Genomic DNA, 15199 nt, shown 5'->3' with positions numbered 1-15199 from the left:
TGAGGGGGCGAAGCCTGTAGGAGCCGGACGGTGGTCAGGGCTTCGCGGCGCCCGCCTGCTCCTCGACGGCTTCCGCCTCCCCCGTGCTCTCCACCGCGACGGCGTGCTCGGCCGCCTTGCGGTACGGGATGGTCATGGTGATCAGGTCCGCCACCAGAGCGACTCCGTGCTGCCCACCCGTTCCCTGGACGACGTTCGCGCCCATGGAGCCGGAGCGGTCGTCGAGGACATGGAGGCGGCCGTCGTAGCCACGGGCTGCGCCGACGATTCCGGTCTCGTCGGACACGGCGTTTCTCCGCCGGCGGGGTCGACGGCGACGACGATGCGGGCCATGTCTAGGCCGCCGAACGCGACGACGCTGGTGCGGTTGTCGTCGATCCAGGCTCGGGCCCAGACTCCGCCCTCTGGGCGGCGGGGCTTCTGCTCTGCCGAAAGAGTGCGGCGAAGGCGCGCTCGCCTACGCGCTTCCTCGTCTTGGCGTGCGGCGTCGAGGCATTCGGGCCACAGGAGTTCGCCGACCTGGCGGCCAAGGATGGACGCGCCCTGCCGGTGAGGCCACCACCTGCGTCTGGTGGGCAGTGCCGTGGAGCTGACCTCGGTTTGGGACGGCGGACCCGCCGCGGCATGTTCCCGGGCCTGCTCCTGGTGGGCCTGGCCGGCGGTCTGGCCCAGGCGCCGCTGTTCGCCGCCGCCGACACCCTCGCACCCGAACGCACCACCACCGGCAGCGCCGTACTCAACATGAGCCGGCAAATCGGCAGCGCCATCGGCGTGGCTGCGCCCGTAGCCCTCACAGCCCAGCCCACGCTCACGGGATTCGACCACGCTTGGTGGGTCCAGGCCGGCGCAATGAGGGCCTGGTGCAGGCCGGGGAACCGGGGCCGCCCGAACCGTGGGGGTGCGGGACGTGGCCGCACCGGCTGGCTGCATTCGCGTGGACCGCATTGATGAGAGGGCCCCATCTCCCGACACCAGGCCGAGCGGAGCCTCCCCAGCGTCGAGGTCTGCAGGGACATCCTGGGTCGACCTGAGCGGCCCTGCTGGCGCGGCGCATCTCCCGCGAGAGGGTCCGCCAGCGCCGCAAACCCCCTCGCTTCCGCTTGCCCTGTGGCGCGCCGAAATTTTTCTGCCATAGCGGGAAGGTTCTGGCCGGTCTGATAGTTCTAAAACAAGTAGTAACAACTACATGTTTTCGAAGTAGTGCAGCGGTCGCTGCTTCCAGGCATGAGAGCGACCAGAAAGGAGTAGGTCCGTGAGCGACAATAAGTGGATGGTCGGATTCCGCCGCCGCTCTGCGGTGGGAGTGATCATTGAGCACTTCTATCTGGTGGACGGCGTAGCAGACAGCGCCGAAGCACGCCGCGCTGCCGCCCGGATGGCCGAGTCCGAGTCCGGGCCAGCGGGCGGACGCGGCGGCGAACTCGACGTACAGCGGGTGCAAGTGCAGCGAGTCATCCCTGACCTGCTGGGCAATGTCAGGCTGTCCGCTCCTGTACCCGCCGCGATGCCGACGCCCTCCGCATACTCGGTGATGTCGCCGGCCGAGGTGGCACGATGAGCCGCTCCTACGAACAGACCTGTTTCATCGCCCGCTCGCTTGACGTGCTGGGTGAAAGATGGACGCTGCTCATCGTGCGGGAGCTTGCCCTGGGACCCCGCCGCTACGGGGACCTCCTGTCGGCCCTGCCGGGCATGGGGACCAGCCTTTTGGCCGCACGTCTCAAGCACCTCGAGCAACATGACGTGCTGCGTCGCACCACGCTGCCGGGTCCGGGCCGCGTCGCCGCCTATGAACTGACCGGCCGGGGCGAGGCGTTGATGCCGGTCCTCGCCGGCCTCGCCGAGTGGGGCGCAGGCCTGGAAGACCCGCCGCCCAGCTACACCGATCGCGCCGCCTGGTCCGTGGTGGCGATGCGCCTTACAGCTCCGGGAGAGGCGGCGCGCTTCGACACGCTCACAGAGGTGGTGGTCGGCGAGGAGACGCTGTGGCTGCAGGGCGACGGCGAGCGGGTACGGGTGGAGACCGGCCCGGCGCCGGTGAAGCCCAATCTGCGCCTGATCTGCGACAAGGAAACGTTCTACGCCCTCGCGAAGGGGCAGGTCACCGTCGATGACGCGGTGGCCTCAGGGCGACTCGTCGTGGACGGCGAGCCTGACACCGCCCGGCTGTTCTTCGAACTGTTCCGCCTGCCCGACGGACATCGCACGACCTCTCACTAAGAGGCCGCGCGGATAGGCGCGGTGGTGGTGCCCCGGCAGCAAGACAGGCACAGGTCTTGACGATCATGGAGTTGCGACGCTCTGTGATCACCGGGGAGACCTGTGCCTGTACTGCCATCATGGCTGACCGAACCACTCTGGAGCCAATTCGCCACGTTGCTGCCCGAGCGGCCGGAGTACCACCCGGACCATCCGCTGGGCTGCCACCGCCCGCGGATCAGCGATCGGATCGTCTTCGACAAGATGCTGCAGCTCCTGCGCTTCGGCTGTTCCTACCAGGCGATCGCCGACACGACCTGCTCGGCCACCACGATCCGCAGCCGTCGCGACGAGTGGATCGCCCTCGGCGTCTTCGCCCGGCTCAAGCAGATCGCGCTGGCCTCCTACGACCGGATCGTCGGCCTCGTCCTCGACCAGATCGCTGTTGACGGCTCCATCACCAAGGCGCCGGCGGCGGCGAGGCAGCCGGGCGCTCCCCGGTCGACCGTGGCAAACAAGGGCTGAAACGCTCGGGCATGACGGACGGTTATGGCATTCCGCTGGGCCGCGTCCTGGCCGGAGCCAACCGCCACGACTCCCCGCTGCTCGCCCCGACCCTGGCCCGCCTGGACGACCTCGGACCGCTGCCCGACGACATCACCATCCACCTGGACGCCGGCTACGACTCGGACAAAACCCGCACCCTGCTCGACGAACGCGGCCTGCACGGCCGCATCGCACACAAAGGCGAGAAGGCACCGATCCAGGCAAGCCAGAGATGGCACGTCGAACGGACCCATGCCTGGCAGAACGCCTTCCACCGCCTCGCCCGCTGCTACGAGCGCCGGGCCACTGTCATCGACGCCTTCTTCGACCTCGCCGACACCGTCATCACCCTACGTAGCCTGATCCGCCAGGCATGGACAACCCACCGCTGGGACGAACGCCCGCACCGCCGTCCATGAGTACACGCCTATCCGGCGGCCTCTAAGCACGGGCCTGATCCCCGGCGCGGGCGGCACAGTCAGCATTCTGCGGCGGATCGGCCGCTGGCGCACCTGCTACCTCGTGCTCAGCGGCTGCTCGCTGCCCGCCGACCACGCCTTGAGCTGGGGCCTGGTCGACGAGCTGCGGCCGGTGGGCCCGCCCAGCGCTGACATGTTATCGAGCGCGGCAAGGTCGACGGGGCCGTCCCCGGCCGATGCCCAGCCGGGAGACCGCCAGCACACTGACCTGGATGGTCGAGCGTACCGTCCGACAGATGGTGTGGTGGTCCGGAGCGCGACGACTGGCCGACGCCCTGACGGAGATCGTCTGGAGCACGCTCCACCTACCGCCCGCGACATGACGGAACGATGAGGTGCGACTGCGCGCACCGTGTGCCCGCGCGGCTCCGTGGGGCAGTCGGTTGAGCCGAATGTCGGCCGGGTGCCATGCCGGCGGTGACAGCGAGCAGCGGGAGTGTCTGACTTGTTGAATCGACCGCAGGCGCTCGGTCTGCAGCCGTAGAGTCCAGGGTGTCGGCCGTACGGTCGGGCAGCACGTCGATCCGCTCGTGGGTTTCGGCGTCGACCAGCACGGGCCGCCGCTGGCCAGTGCCCAGGCCGCGCCGGAGTCCGGCAGGAGTCCCCGCAGGCCATCATGATCTTCGCAGTGCTGGGACACCCGCTCCTGTGGGCCGTCACGCCTGCGTCGGCGCGCTTCCGGGGATGCCGGATGCATTCCTCACCTCCTGGCCGGGCGACCGCTTGGCGGCCGTTTCCTCCGCGCTGCCGGCGGGGCGGTGGCGGGGCAGGAAGAAGGCGAGCAGGAGAGCGAGTACCGCGGCGCCGGCGCCGACGGCCATCACGGTGCGGAAGCCGTTCTCCGAGGGGACGGAGAGGGAGCCGGAGGTGGTGGTCATCTGGGCGAGGAGGACGCCGATGACGGCGCTGGAGAAGGACGCGCCCAGGGACCGCATCAGCGTGTTGAAGCTGTTCGCGGCCGCGGTCTCCGAGGCGGGTACGGCGCTCATGATGAGGGCGGGCAGGGCTCCGTAGGCCAGTCCGACACCGGCGCCGATGATGCAGGAGACGAGGACGAAGTGCCAGACCTCGGCCATCAGCGCGATGTTGAGGGCGTAGCCGCACGCGACGACGGCGGCGCCGAGCATCAAAGTGGTCTTCGGCCCCCTGGTCTTGCTGAGGAGCGCGGAGACGGGGGCGATGAGCATCATGACGACACCCTGGGGCGCCATTACCAGGCCGGCGGTGAGCAGTGACCCGCCCAGGCCGTATCCGGTCTGTTCGGGCAGTTGCAGCAGCTGGGGAACGACCAGGGAGACGGCGAACATTGAGAAGCCCACGGCTACGGTCGCGAAGTTGGTGAAGAGGACCTGGCGGCGGGCGGAGGTACGCAGATCGACCAGCGGCCGTTCGGTGCGCAGTTCGAACCTTCCCCACAGCAGCAGGACGACCACGGCCGCGGCGAACAGTGTGAGGGTGGGGCCGCTGGTCCAGCCCCAGTCGGCGCCCTTGGAGACGGCGAGCAGTAGGCATACCAGGCCGGTGGAGAGCCCGATGGCCCCGGGGAGGTCGAAGCGTCCGCCCGTGCGGACGGTGGAGGCGGGAATGAGAGCCCACACGAGGAGCGCCGCGACGGCGCTGAGGATGCCGGACGCCCAGAACAGGACGTGCCAGTCGAAGTTGTCGGCGATCAGAGCCGCGGCCGGCAGGCCCAGCGCGGCGCCAATCCCGAGGGAGGCGCTCATGACCGCGCTGGAGGTGGTGAGCTTCTCGGGTGGCAGCTCGTCCCGCAGAATGCTGATGCCCAGGGGAACGATGCCGGCCGACAGTCCCTGCAGGACACGGCCGATAAGCATCGGCAGCAGAGAGTCGCTGAGCGCCGCGGTGAAGGAGCCCGCCACCATGAGGGCCAGGCTGACCAGGAGCATGCGCCGTTTGCCGTACATGTCGCCGAGGCGGCCCACCACGGGTGTGGCGATGGCGGCGGCGACCAGGGTGGCGGTGACGGTCCAGGCCGTGTTGGACGCCGAGGCGTTCAGCAGCCGGGGCAGGTCGGGCACGATGGGGACGACGAGGGTCTGCGTGGTCGAGACCACGATGCCCGCAAGGGCCAGCACTGCGACGACGGCGCCGGATCTGGGGGTAGGCGGGACCCCTCGTGCCGACGACCGGCGTGGCACGTCCGAATCGCCGGGGTGCGGGAGGGACTGGGACACGGTGGACATATCGACCTTTCGTCTGTGCCGTTGAATGGGTCTTCGACCGCGCGCGGTGCTGCCGGAACGCCGGTAATGCGCCGGCCGTCAGCGGTACGGCCTGTGTGAGGGCGGAAAGCGGGTGTGCTGCGGGAGGCGTGCTCGCATGTTGCGCGCAGGGCTGTCGGTGGTGCACAGCACACGGTCCCCGGGCACTGGGCCGGGGACCGTGGCTGGTGCTCGCCTCGGCCCGGGTGACCGCACTGTCACCGGGCCGGGGCAGGGTGGGCGGAGTTGGCCGGGTTCAGAGCGCTGCCCAGCCGCCGTCGGCGGGGATGATGGCGCCGTTGAGGTTGTCGGCGGCGTCGGAGGCGAGGAACCGGGCGACGGAGGCGATCTGTTCGGCCTCGGCCACGCCGATGGTGATGCCCATCTCCAGGACGGGGGCGAGCAGGTCGCGTCCTTCCGGATCGACGGGTGCGGCGGTGGCGGAGATCCCGGTACGGACGGGTCCGGGTGCGATCGCGTTGGCGCGGATCCCGGCGAGGCGGTAGGCGGCTGCCAGGCTCTTGGTCATGCCGACGATGCCGTGCTTGGCGGCGGTGTAGGCGATGCCTCCGGCGCCGCCGCGCAGGCCCGCTTCGGAGGCGATGTTGACGATCACGCCGTGCTGTTGCTGGAGCATGTGCGGGAGGACGGCGCGGGTGAGCAGGAACGGCGCGGTGAGGTTGATCCTGACGACGCGTTCCCATTCCTGGTCGCTGACCCGGGCGGGCGGGGTCTTGCTGTCGGTGACCCCGGCGTTGTTGACGAGGATGTCGGTGCCGCCGAAGCGGCCGTTGGTCTCGGCGACCAGACGGGTGATGACGGCGGGGTCGCTGAGGTCGCCGGCGACGGCCAGGGCGGTCCCGCCCTGCTTGCCGATGTCGGTGGCGGTCTGTTCGGCGCCTTCGGCGTTGAGGTCGGCGACGACGACGGCGGCTCCGGCGTCGGCGAACAGGCGGGCGGTGGCGCGGCCTATACCGGAGGCGGCGCCGGTGATGACGGCGGTGCGGCCTTCGAGGCCGGGTAGGGAAGAAGTCATGGGTGACCTACCAGGTGATCGGGAGGGAGTTGAGGCCGTAGACGAAGGTGTTCTGCTTGAAGTCGATCTCGTCCAGGGGGACGGTGATCCGCAGGCCGGGCAGCCGCCGGAAGATCTCCGGTAGGACGATCTGCATCTCGGCCCGGGCCAGGGGCTGGCCCAGGCACTGGTGGATGCCGTAGCTGAAGGCCACGTGCTGGCGGGCGTTGGCGCGCTGCAGGTCCAGGCGGTCGGGGTCGCCGAAGACCTCCGGGTCGCGGTTGGCCAGGCCAAGGGGCACGATCACGCCGTCTCCGGGCTGGAGGGTGACTCCGGCGATCTCCACTTCCCTGACGGTGTAGCGGCGGACCCCGCCGTGGACGATGGTGAGGTAGCGCAGGAGTTCCTCGGTGGCGTTGGCGGCCTCCTTGGGGCCGGCCAGCAGGGTGGGGATCTGGTCCGGGTTGTGCAGGAGGGCGACGACGCTGAGCGCGATCATGTTCGCTGTGGTCTCGTGCCCGGCGAAGAGGACGAAGGCGGCCAAGTCCGCGGCGTCTCGGGCGGTGATGGCCCCGGCGTCGACCTGCTCGGCCAGACGGGTCACCACGTCGTCGCCGGGTTCGGCGCGCTTGCGTGCCACGAGGCCGTCGAGGTACTCACCGAGTTCCTTCTGGGCCTGCACGACCTGGTCGGGGGTGGCGGAGAAGTCCACGAAGACCTTGGCGCGCTGCTGGAAGAAGTCGTGGTCGGAGTACGGGACGCCGAGCAGGTCGCAGATGACCAGCGAAGGCAGGGGCAGGGCGAACTGCTCCACCAGGTCGGCCGGTGATCCCTTCGCCGTCATCTCGTTGAGGAGCTGGTCCGTGAGGCGCTCGATCCCGGGCCGGAGCGCGTTGATGCGCTTGACCATGAACTCCCGGGTGAGTGCCTTGCGCATCTGGGAGTGCACTGGTTCGTCGTAGCTCTTGAAGAAGCCGCGTGGACCCTGCGGCTGTCCCTCCCGCCAGCTGGGGAACTCCGGCATGCCCGGACGGGGGGTGGGGTCGGTGCTGAAGGCGTCGCTGCCCAGCACCGCGCGTGCGTCTTCGTAGCAGGTGACGAGATAGGGCTGGAGTCGGCCGTCGTAGATGGAGACCCGGGCCAGGCGCTGGTCAGTGCGGAACTGGAGATGGGAGGGTGGCGGGTCCAGGGGGGCCCTGGCCGGGCGGTCGAGGGTGAAGCCGGGCGGGAGGGTTTCAGTCATGGGGTGTCCTTCGAGAAGGGAGTGCCGGCACGATCCGGGACGACTCGTGTGGGGTGCCGGTGGGATGGGACGGGGCGTGGGCAGCCGTCGCTAGGCGGCGGTGAAGGCATGTATGGCCTCGTCCCAAGTGCGGCCCGTGGCAAGGGCGGCCCGCCAGGGGCGGACCGCCCTGGGCGGCATGCCCACAGCCAGTGCTCCGGTGAGCCGGTCGCCGGTGCGGTAGGCGGCGATGAAGCGCTTCGAGGCCAGGTCGCCTTCGACGACGGCGACTTCGTGGTGGCCGCGCAGATACCCGTATGCCTGGATCTTCAGGTCGTACTGGTCGGACCAGAAGTAGGGCACTGGGGCGAAGGGCCTCTTGGCCTGGGGGCTGAGGATGTTGCGGGCCACGGCCAACCCCTGTTCGGCGGCGTGCGTGCGGTGCTCGATCCGCATCGACTCACCGAAGAGCGAGTTGTGGAAGCGGGCCACGTCGCCCACCCCCCACACGCCGTCGGCCGCCGCGCTGTACTCGTCGCACACCAGGCCGTTGCCGATCGTCAGCCCACTGCCCTCAAGCCATTCGGTGTTGGGCAGGGAACCGATGCCCACCACGACGTCCGGCGCCTCGACGGTGCTGCCGTCGTCGAGTACGACCCCGGCAACGCGGCCGGTATCGTCGGTGAGAACTTCGGTGACGGTGGTGCCGGTCCGCAGGTCGACTCCGTGGTCGAGGTGCGCCTGCGTGAGGGTGCGTCCGACGTCCTCGCCGACGGCATGGGCGAGGGGGACCGGGGCGGGCTCCAGCATGGTCACCTCGATACCCAGCCCGCGAGCCACGGCAGCGGCCTCAGCACCGATGAATCCGGCGCCGACCACCACCAACCGCCGCCCCGCGGTGAGCCGGGAGCGCAGCGTAAGCGCGTCCTCCAGCGTGCGCAGTGTGTGAAGCCCGGGGGTGTGGCCCGTGTCGCCGGGCAGGCGGCGCGGGCGGACCCCAGTGGCGACGACCAGGTGGTCGTAGCCGACCTGGATGCCGTCGGCCAGGGTCACGCTGTGGTCCGTCATGCTGGCCGCGGTCGCCGCCTCGCCCAGCCTCCACTCCACGTCGAGGGCCTTGAGGTCGGCCTCCGAGCGCAACGGGAGCCGGTCGGGCTGCCATTCGCCGCTGAGGATCTGTTTGGACAGCGGGGGCCGGTCGTAGGGCAGATGGGGCTCGTCGCCGATGACAGTGAGGATCCCGTCGAAGCCAAACCGGCGCAGAGCCTCAGCGGCCGCCAGCCCGCCCGCGGAGGCGCCGACGACCACGATGCGGTCGCTCACTTCTCCTCCAGCCGGATGGCCGCGGCCGGGCAGACGGCAGCGGACTCGCGCACACCGTCGTGGAGTTCGGGCGCGGGGTACTCGTCGAGCAGGACGACCATGCCGTCCTCGTCCCGCTGGTCGAAGACCTCCGGGGCGATCAGCACGCACTGGCCCGAGGCCACGCACTTGGGAACGTCGACTTCTACCTTCATGAGGGTTCTCCGATTTCCATAGGTGGGGGTGTTGTCCGGGGCGCCAGGCGGCAGCCCGGTGCCGGAGTTGGCGTCGTCGTTTCGTGTGCCGGGGCGACCTGTGTTGCGCGAGGCAGCGGCTGCCGGGGAGAAACGGGACGCCGGTCTGGTGCAGGAGTTCTCGGGTCGGTCACGTGGTGAGGCACTGTCCCGGGGTTTGTTGCCGAGGCTGGCCGTGCCGCTGTCGACGGCGTCGGGACAGGAAGCCTTCGTGGTCATGTCCGCGCCCTTATGCGGTGCGGCGGGCCTGCGGCTGCGGTCACCAGGTGACGGGCAGGGCGTGGACGCCGTAGATGTCGACGTCGGTCTTGAAGGGGACCTCCTCCAGCGGCACCGCTAGCTGCAGTGTCGGGATCCGGCGGGCCAAAGTGGCGAAGACGACCTGGAGTTCGACCCGGGCCAGCGGCTGGCCCAGGCACTGGTGGATGCCGTAGCCGAAGGCCAGGTGGTCGCGGGCGCCGCGCCGGATGTCGAGGGTGTCGGGGTTGTCGTAGTGCCCCTCGTCACGGTTGGCGGAGAAGGTCAGTGGCACCACGGCCTCGCCGGCCTTGATGGTGCGGCCGGCGACGACGGTGTCCTCCTTGGCAACCCGCCAGTTCGGCTCGTTGAGGATGGTGAGGTAGCGCAGGAGTTCCTCGACCGCGAGGGGCGCAAGTGACGGGTCCTCGCCCAGCGCCCGGTACTGCTCGGGGTGCTGGATCAGGGCGAGCGCGCCGAGCGCAGTCATGTTGCCGGTCGTCTCATGTCCGGCGACCAGGAGGATGAACACCATGCCCTGCACCGTGCGGCGGTCCAGCTTGCCGGTGCACAGCTGGTCGTGGACAAGGCGGCTGACAATGTCGGCCTCGGGGTCCAGAGAGGGGTCGGCGTCGCGGGAGTCGATGAGTGTGTAGATGTAGTCATTGAGCTCGCTGAGCCGGGCGGCACGCTCGTCATCGGCGACGTCGCGCCTGAACAGGTAGGTGGTGCGGTCCTGGAAGAAGGCGTGATCGCTCTTCGGGATGCCGAGCAGCCAGCTGATGACGGTGTTCGGCATCGGTGAGGCGATGGCTTCGAACAGGTCGGCGGGCCGGGGGCCGGCGAGCATGGCGTCGACCAGATCGTCGACGACCTGCTGGATCCGTGGCCGCAGGGCCTCCACCCGCTTGATCATGAAGTCGCGAGTGACCAGACGGCGCAGCTCGTCGTGGGCGGGCGGGTCCATGCGCAGGAAGGACGGCAGCCCGGAGCTGGCCATCGCCTGATTCGCCTTGCCAGCCGGGCTCTGCGGGTAGTCGGCACGTGTGCGGTCGGCGCTCAGCGCGTCGCTGAGCAGCGCCTCGCGGACGTCGTCGTACTTGGTGATCAGCCACGCGTCGTGACCGAACAGATTGGCCGGCGCGACAGGGCAGCGCGACCGCAGCGCGCCGTACTCCGGCGGCGGGTCGAAGGGCACCGAGCGCGTCATCGGAAAGGTCAGACGCTCCGATCCGCCCGACAGTCGGCGGATGAGGGCGCGCGTCTCGTCGTCGATGCGCATGCCAGGGCCCTGTTGCTGGTCCGTGTCCTGGTTCTGCGTGCCCGTGCTCTGGGGCATGTCCACAGCTCCGTTCGCGGGTGGGGGGCATTGGTAAACGATGTTTACCGACTTGATGAACACCGTATACCATTAGGAGTGGAAGGCAAAACGCGTGCTGGCGGCCTTGATCATCTTTTGGACAAGGCGGCGCCGCTCCCGGACACTGTCCAGGGCCGCACAGGCAGGAAGGGTGATGTGTCGATGAGCGCCGTACAGGGCACCGCGAAGCGGGTACCGAACCGCTGGGGCGAGGGGCAGCGGCTCCGCCAGGAGATCCTGGACGCGGCCGGCCGGCTGCTGGCGGAAACGGAAAACCCCGAGACAATCTCCCTGCGAGCGATCGCGCGCGAGGCAGGAGTGACCGCCCCGGCGATCTACAAGCACTTCAAAGACAAGAGCGAGCTGATGTGGACGCTGCTCGACACCGTCTACGCCACCCTGGCCGAAAGGATGCGCACCGCCCAGCAAGCGGCACCCGCCGACGACTCATGGGCGGGCCTGCGCGCCGCGGTCGACACCTACTGCCGGCTGGCCACCGACGCACCGCACCGCTACGACCTGCTCTTCCGCATCGGCCCCGGCCTGCCGCCGCCCGATCACCTGCCCCGCCACCCCATGACCCAGATCCTCGACGCCTGGTGCGAGGCCGTCACCCCCTACCTGGCCACCACCGGCCGCGGCACCGGCAGCACCGACCAGATCGCCAAGCTCCTGTGGAGCAGCCTGCATGGCCAGCTCGGCCTGTGGCGCAACGTGTCCCAGAACACCGACGACAACACCGGACTCGACGAACTACGTGACTCCCTGCTATCGGCGCTGTTCGGACGAAGCTGACCGCCCTGCCGCTCCTGCCGCGACACGCACCCGGCGGGCAGGAGCGGCTAAACGCGATCTTCTGGTGATCGGGGCGACCGGCCAGACCGGTGGCCACACGACCGAACTGCTGCTTCAGCGCGGCCACCACGTCCGCGCGCTCGTCCGCCGAGTCGATGAATGCTCCGAGAGGCTTGCCGGCCTCGGGGCGCAGATCGTGGAAGGCGACGTCCAGGACCTCAACTCCCTGGCGGAGGCGACGAAGGGGATCGACGCCCTGTACTCCACCTACCCGATCCTTCCCGGCCTGATGGACGCCACGGCGAACGTGGCCCTGACGGCGGAGGAGAACGGGGTGCAGGCGATCGTGAACATGTCGCAAGTCTCCGCCCGCCGTGAATCCGCCAGCAACGCAGCACGCCAGCACTGGGTCGCCGAGCGTGTGCTGGACCGCTTCCGGTGGCCGTCACCCACATCCGTCCGACCCTCCTCGCCCATTGGCTGATCAACATGTGGGACGGGACAGGAACCCCGCCGAGGCCTAACCGACGGTGTGCTGCCGGAAGGTCTCGATTGCGGCACACACTTGCGGCGCCTGGTCCCACTCCGCGCCGTACTCGCCTGTGGGGGTACGCCAGTCACGCACCAGCCGCTCGGCCGCCTCGGCGACGTCGTCCGGGCCTGCGAAGACCCACTCCCCACACAATCGAACATGCAATCGAATATCCCGTGCCATCGGCCCTTGACCGATTGCCATCGAAGATTGACCGACGACGGTTTGACTGCGCAGGTCGGAGGTTGCGGCCAGTCTGCTGGATGACCTCCAGTGCGACGTCCTTGGACGCCGTTTTGCCGGACCGGCAACAGGAGTGGCAGACCGGGACGCGGTGGGCGACGGTGGGCCCGTGACCGACAACATCGCAGCAGAATCGCCCGCGACCGGCATCCCCTCGCCCGCCGACGGATACGTCGGAGACCCTGCGGTGCGGGCGGAGTGGGACAACCGGTACGCCGACCGACAACAGTTGTGGAGCGGCCAGCCCAACGGTGCGCTCGTGGCCGAGGTCGCCGGGCTCGCACCCGGGCGAGTGCTCGACGTCGGCTGCGGTGAGGGCGCGGACGCCGTCTGGCTCGCGCGCGGCGGCTGGGACGTGACCGCGCTCGAGGTCTCGGGCGTGGCGCTGGAGCGGGCGGCCGGGCACGCGCGGGACGCCGGCCTCGCCGTTCACTGGGTACACGCCGCACTCACCGAGGCGGTGCTCCCGCCAGCCTCCTTCGACCTGGTTTCCGCGCAGTACCCGGCCTTGCTGCGCACCCCCGACGCCGCGGCCGAGCGAGCGCTGCTCGCGGCCGTCGCGCCCGGCGGCGTGCTGCTGCTCGTACACCACGCGGGGATGGACACCCGGCAGGCGCACGACAGCGGCTTCGACCCGGCTGACTACGTCTGGCCCTCGATGGTCGCCGATCTACTCGACGACGACTGGGAGGTAGAGGTGGACGAGCAACGGCCACGTGTGGCACCGGACGGTGGCGCCGGCGCGCACCATCACGACGACCTGGTGCTGCGCGTGCGCCGACTGCGCTGAGCCCCCTCGGCTCGCAGCAGGCCCGGCAGCTGGGCAGACGCGATGACCGCTCCACTGCCCCGGTCCCCGGAGCGGCGCATCCCCGTATGCGGAGCCGAGTGGAAGGCTTGGGGCATGGCCCTTCGACCATGGCTGGACTTGCGGCGTTCCTGGCGGCCGGGGCACGCACCCGCGCTGGTCGTGATCCCACTGGGGCTGATCGTCACGGTCTGTGTGGTCGATGTGCTCTCTCCGCCGCACATCCACCTCGGTCCACTGCTCGTGGCGGCACCCGCGATCACGGTGGCGTTCGCCGGCGCCCGCTTGACGGCGCTCATGGGGGCTCTCGCGGTGGCGGCCCAGGTGCTGGTCGGCGTACTCAGAGGGGTCCTGCCCACCGCCAACATTCAGGCCCAGATCGCTGCCCTGATCGTCGTCTCCATCGTCTGTGTCACCGTCTGCGTGGTGCGGGACCGGCGCGAGCGGCAGTTGCACCGGGTGCGGTCGGTGGCCGAGGCAGCGCAAAGTGTGCTGTTGCAGCCACTGCCCACACACAGCGGCCCGCTGCGGATCGCCGGCATGTACATCCCGGCCGAGGAAGAAGCCGACCTGGGCGGAGACCTGTACGCGGCCGCACGGACCGCCCACCACAGCACCCGGCTCCTCATCGGCGACGTACGCGGCAGTGGCCTGGCCGCGATCAACAACGCCGCCCTGCTGCTCGGCGCCTTCCGCGCAGCCGCCCATCGGCAGGCCACCCTCCCCCGCCTCGCCGTCCACCTGGACGCCGCGTTCCGCTGGGACGCCAGCCAGTGGCGATCACAGGCAGAGCAGGACACCGACGAGGACTTCGCCACTGCCATGCTGCTCGACATCCCCGACCACGATCCGGTCGTCCACCTCATCAGCTGCGGCCACCCACCGCCGCTTCTCCTGCGGGGGAATCAGCTCACCCCGCTCATGCCCGAGGCGAGCCACCTCCCGATCGGATTCGGCGGAGCCTTCGGCATCGCCGCCTACGACGTCCAGACGTTCCCCTTCGAGGTCGGCGACCTGCTGCTCCTCTACACAGACGGCGTCATCGAAGCACGCGATGCCGACGGACTCTTCTACCCCTTCACCGAACGGGCGCCAGAGTGGACCAAGGACGACCCCGACGAACTGCTGCGTCATCTCCAGGACGACCTGCTGGCCCACGTCGACGGACACCTCAACGACGACGCGGCCGTAGTCGCGATCCGCCGTCTGTCAGTCTGATCCCGGCCACCTGGGCCGACCACATGGTCACCAGACTCCGCTGCAGCGTCGCGGCGCCGGCGCGGCCCGGGCAGCTGACGCATGGCCGGTCCACTTCGTTGCCTTCGACCTCCTGCGCCTGTCCGGCACAGACACGACGGGATGGCCGTACCGGCGCCGCCGCGCCGCACTCGAGTCCGTGTTCACCGCCCGCCGACTCACCGCGCCGTGGGCACTGTGCCCGTCGACCACCGACCCCACCACCGTGCACGAGTGGCTGACCTGGACAACCGTCGGCATGGAAGGCGTGGTCTTCAAACGGCTAAAGATCTTTAAGGGTGTGGGTTACGTGGGGTCGTGACGGCTGTCGTGGGCTGCGCTGTGCCGGAGGGATGAGGTATCCCGATGGCGGAGGGCTGACGGCTGAGGAGAGGGGTCAGCGTGAGCGGGTCCGGTTGGCGGCCGCCGATCTGATCGAGGCGGGGGCCAGTGACCGGGAGGTGGCCCGGCGGTTCAGGGTGACCCTGATGTCGGCGAACCGCTGGCGGCGGGCGTTGGCTTCGGGCGGCCGACAGGCCCTGGTCTCCAAGGGGCCCGGCGGTGCCCGCTGCAAGCTCGATTCGGGTCAACTGCGTGTGTTGGACGCGGTGTTGGATGTCGGCCCGGCCGCCGCGGGCTGGAGCGACCAGTGCTGGACTCTGGCAGGATCGCCGAGGTCGTGCGCCGCCGCTTCGGTGTGGACACGCATCTCGTCGGACTGGCCGTAGTCTGCGCGACCGCGGCCGTGG

15 protein-coding genes and 2 pseudogenes are annotated in these 15199 nt (G+C 69.8%); 10 read left to right on the top strand and 7 right to left on the bottom strand.

What is annotated here, in order from left to right; all coding sequences use genetic code 11:
- Positions 1-34: 34 nt before the first annotated feature.
- Positions 35-286, bottom strand: a complete 252-nt coding sequence (locus ABT114_RS33200; RefSeq protein WP_351146613.1) for a hypothetical protein — start codon at positions 284-286, stop codon at positions 35-37.
- 314 nt (positions 287-600) lie between these two features.
- Here ABT114_RS33200 and ABT114_RS33195 point away from each other — a divergent pair, with 314 nt between their 5' ends.
- The 4 genes and pseudogenes from ABT114_RS33195 to ABT114_RS33180 all read left to right on the top strand — a co-directional run bounded on the left by ABT114_RS33195 (position 601) and on the right by ABT114_RS33180 (position 3164).
- Complete coding sequence (locus ABT114_RS33195; RefSeq protein ID WP_351146612.1) at positions 601-948, top strand: hypothetical protein; 348 nt, start codon at positions 601-603, stop codon at positions 946-948.
- Between the two features lie 304 nt (positions 949-1252).
- Positions 1253-1558 carry a hypothetical protein gene (locus tag ABT114_RS33190; protein ID WP_351146611.1) on the top strand — a complete coding sequence of 102 codons (306 nt, stop codon included), beginning with the start codon at positions 1253-1255 and terminating at the stop codon, positions 1556-1558.
- The gene (locus ABT114_RS33185) at positions 1555-2220 is read left to right on the top strand and encodes a winged helix-turn-helix transcriptional regulator (RefSeq protein WP_351146610.1); all 666 of its coding nucleotides are present in this window, start codon (positions 1555-1557) and stop codon (positions 2218-2220) included. The genes ABT114_RS33190 and ABT114_RS33185 overlap by 4 nt, the downstream gene beginning before the upstream one ends.
- A 102-nt stretch (positions 2221-2322) precedes the next feature.
- Positions 2323-3164, top strand: a pseudogene (locus ABT114_RS33180) (IS5 family transposase).
- A 716-nt stretch (positions 3165-3880) separates the two neighbouring features.
- Here ABT114_RS33180 and ABT114_RS33175 read toward each other — a convergent pair.
- The 6 genes from ABT114_RS33175 to ABT114_RS33150 all read right to left on the bottom strand — a co-directional run bounded on the left by ABT114_RS33175 (position 3881) and on the right by ABT114_RS33150 (position 10815).
- Entirely contained in the window at positions 3881-5428 is a 1548-nt protein-coding gene (locus ABT114_RS33175; RefSeq protein WP_351146609.1) for an MFS transporter, read from the bottom strand.
- 274 nt (positions 5429-5702) lie between these two features.
- Complete coding sequence (locus tag ABT114_RS33170; RefSeq protein ID WP_351146608.1) at positions 5703-6482, bottom strand: SDR family NAD(P)-dependent oxidoreductase; 780 nt, start codon at positions 6480-6482, stop codon at positions 5703-5705.
- 7 nt (positions 6483-6489) lie between these two features.
- Entirely contained in the window at positions 6490-7704 is a 1215-nt protein-coding gene (locus ABT114_RS33165; protein WP_351146607.1) for a cytochrome P450, read from the bottom strand.
- A 90-nt stretch (positions 7705-7794) separates the two neighbouring features.
- Positions 7795-9006: an NAD(P)/FAD-dependent oxidoreductase gene (locus ABT114_RS33160; protein WP_351146606.1), complete on the bottom strand. Its 1212-nt coding sequence runs from the start codon at positions 9004-9006 to the stop codon at positions 7795-7797.
- A complete protein-coding gene (locus ABT114_RS33155) occupies positions 9003-9200 on the bottom strand; it encodes a ferredoxin (RefSeq protein ID WP_351146605.1) in 198 nt (65 codons plus the stop codon). The genes ABT114_RS33160 and ABT114_RS33155 overlap by 4 nt, the downstream gene beginning before the upstream one ends.
- A gap of 298 nt (positions 9201-9498) precedes the next feature.
- Positions 9499-10815: a cytochrome P450 gene (locus ABT114_RS33150; RefSeq protein ID WP_351146604.1), complete on the bottom strand. Its 1317-nt coding sequence runs from the start codon at positions 10813-10815 to the stop codon at positions 9499-9501.
- 183 nt (positions 10816-10998) lie between these two features.
- Here ABT114_RS33150 and ABT114_RS33145 point away from each other — a divergent pair, with 183 nt between their 5' ends.
- From ABT114_RS33145 to ABT114_RS33120, 6 genes and pseudogenes are all read left to right on the top strand, one after another.
- Positions 10999-11631 (top strand): TetR/AcrR family transcriptional regulator, encoded by a 633-nt coding sequence (locus ABT114_RS33145; RefSeq protein WP_351146603.1) that lies wholly within the window; start codon positions 10999-11001, stop codon positions 11629-11631.
- A gap of 64 nt (positions 11632-11695) precedes the next feature.
- Complete coding sequence (locus tag ABT114_RS33140; RefSeq protein ID WP_351146602.1) at positions 11696-12115, top strand: SDR family oxidoreductase; 420 nt, start codon at positions 11696-11698, stop codon at positions 12113-12115.
- Positions 12116-12515: 400 nt separating this feature from the next.
- Positions 12516-13196, top strand: a complete 681-nt coding sequence (locus tag ABT114_RS33135; protein WP_351146600.1) for a class I SAM-dependent methyltransferase — start codon at positions 12516-12518, stop codon at positions 13194-13196.
- 114 nt (positions 13197-13310) lie between these two features.
- Positions 13311-14432, top strand: a complete 1122-nt coding sequence (locus ABT114_RS33130; RefSeq protein WP_351146599.1) for a PP2C family protein-serine/threonine phosphatase — start codon at positions 13311-13313, stop codon at positions 14430-14432.
- Positions 14433-14442: 10 nt separating this feature from the next.
- Positions 14443-14772, top strand: coding sequence for an ATP-dependent DNA ligase (locus ABT114_RS33125; RefSeq protein ID WP_351146723.1), 330 nt, complete (start codon positions 14443-14445; stop codon positions 14770-14772).
- Positions 14773-14803: 31 nt separating this feature from the next.
- Positions 14804-15171: pseudogene (locus tag ABT114_RS33120) on the top strand (helix-turn-helix domain-containing protein); the annotation flags it as partial.
- Positions 15172-15199 lie beyond the last annotated feature (28 nt).

It is taken from the genome of Streptomyces sp. NPDC002088 (genome assembly GCF_040296605.1).
GTDB lineage: Bacteria > Actinomycetota > Actinomycetes > Streptomycetales > Streptomycetaceae > Streptomyces.
The sequence above is the reverse complement of the archived record's forward strand: the minus strand, read 5'-3'. Positions and strand labels throughout refer to the sequence as shown.

Coding starts and splice junctions, on each gene's coding strand:
- ABT114_RS33185 (WP_351146610.1), top strand. CDS start 1,555: ATGAGCCGCTCCTACGAACAGACCTGTTTCATCGCCCGCTCGCTTGAC.
- ABT114_RS33175 (WP_351146609.1), bottom strand. CDS start 5,428: ATGTCCACCGTGTCCCAGTCCCTCCCGCACCCCGGCGATTCGGACGTG.
- ABT114_RS33170 (WP_351146608.1), bottom strand. CDS start 6,482: ATGACTTCTTCCCTACCCGGCCTCGAAGGCCGCACCGCCGTCATCACC.
- ABT114_RS33165 (WP_351146607.1), bottom strand. CDS start 7,704: ATGACTGAAACCCTCCCGCCCGGCTTCACCCTCGACCGCCCGGCCAGG.
- ABT114_RS33155 (WP_351146605.1), bottom strand. CDS start 9,200: ATGAAGGTAGAAGTCGACGTTCCCAAGTGCGTGGCCTCGGGCCAGTGC.
- ABT114_RS33150 (WP_351146604.1), bottom strand. CDS start 10,815: ATGCCCCAGAGCACGGGCACGCAGAACCAGGACACGGACCAGCAACAG.
- ABT114_RS33145 (WP_351146603.1), top strand. CDS start 10,999: ATGAGCGCCGTACAGGGCACCGCGAAGCGGGTACCGAACCGCTGGGGC.
- ABT114_RS33130 (WP_351146599.1), top strand. CDS start 13,311: ATGGCCCTTCGACCATGGCTGGACTTGCGGCGTTCCTGGCGGCCGGGG.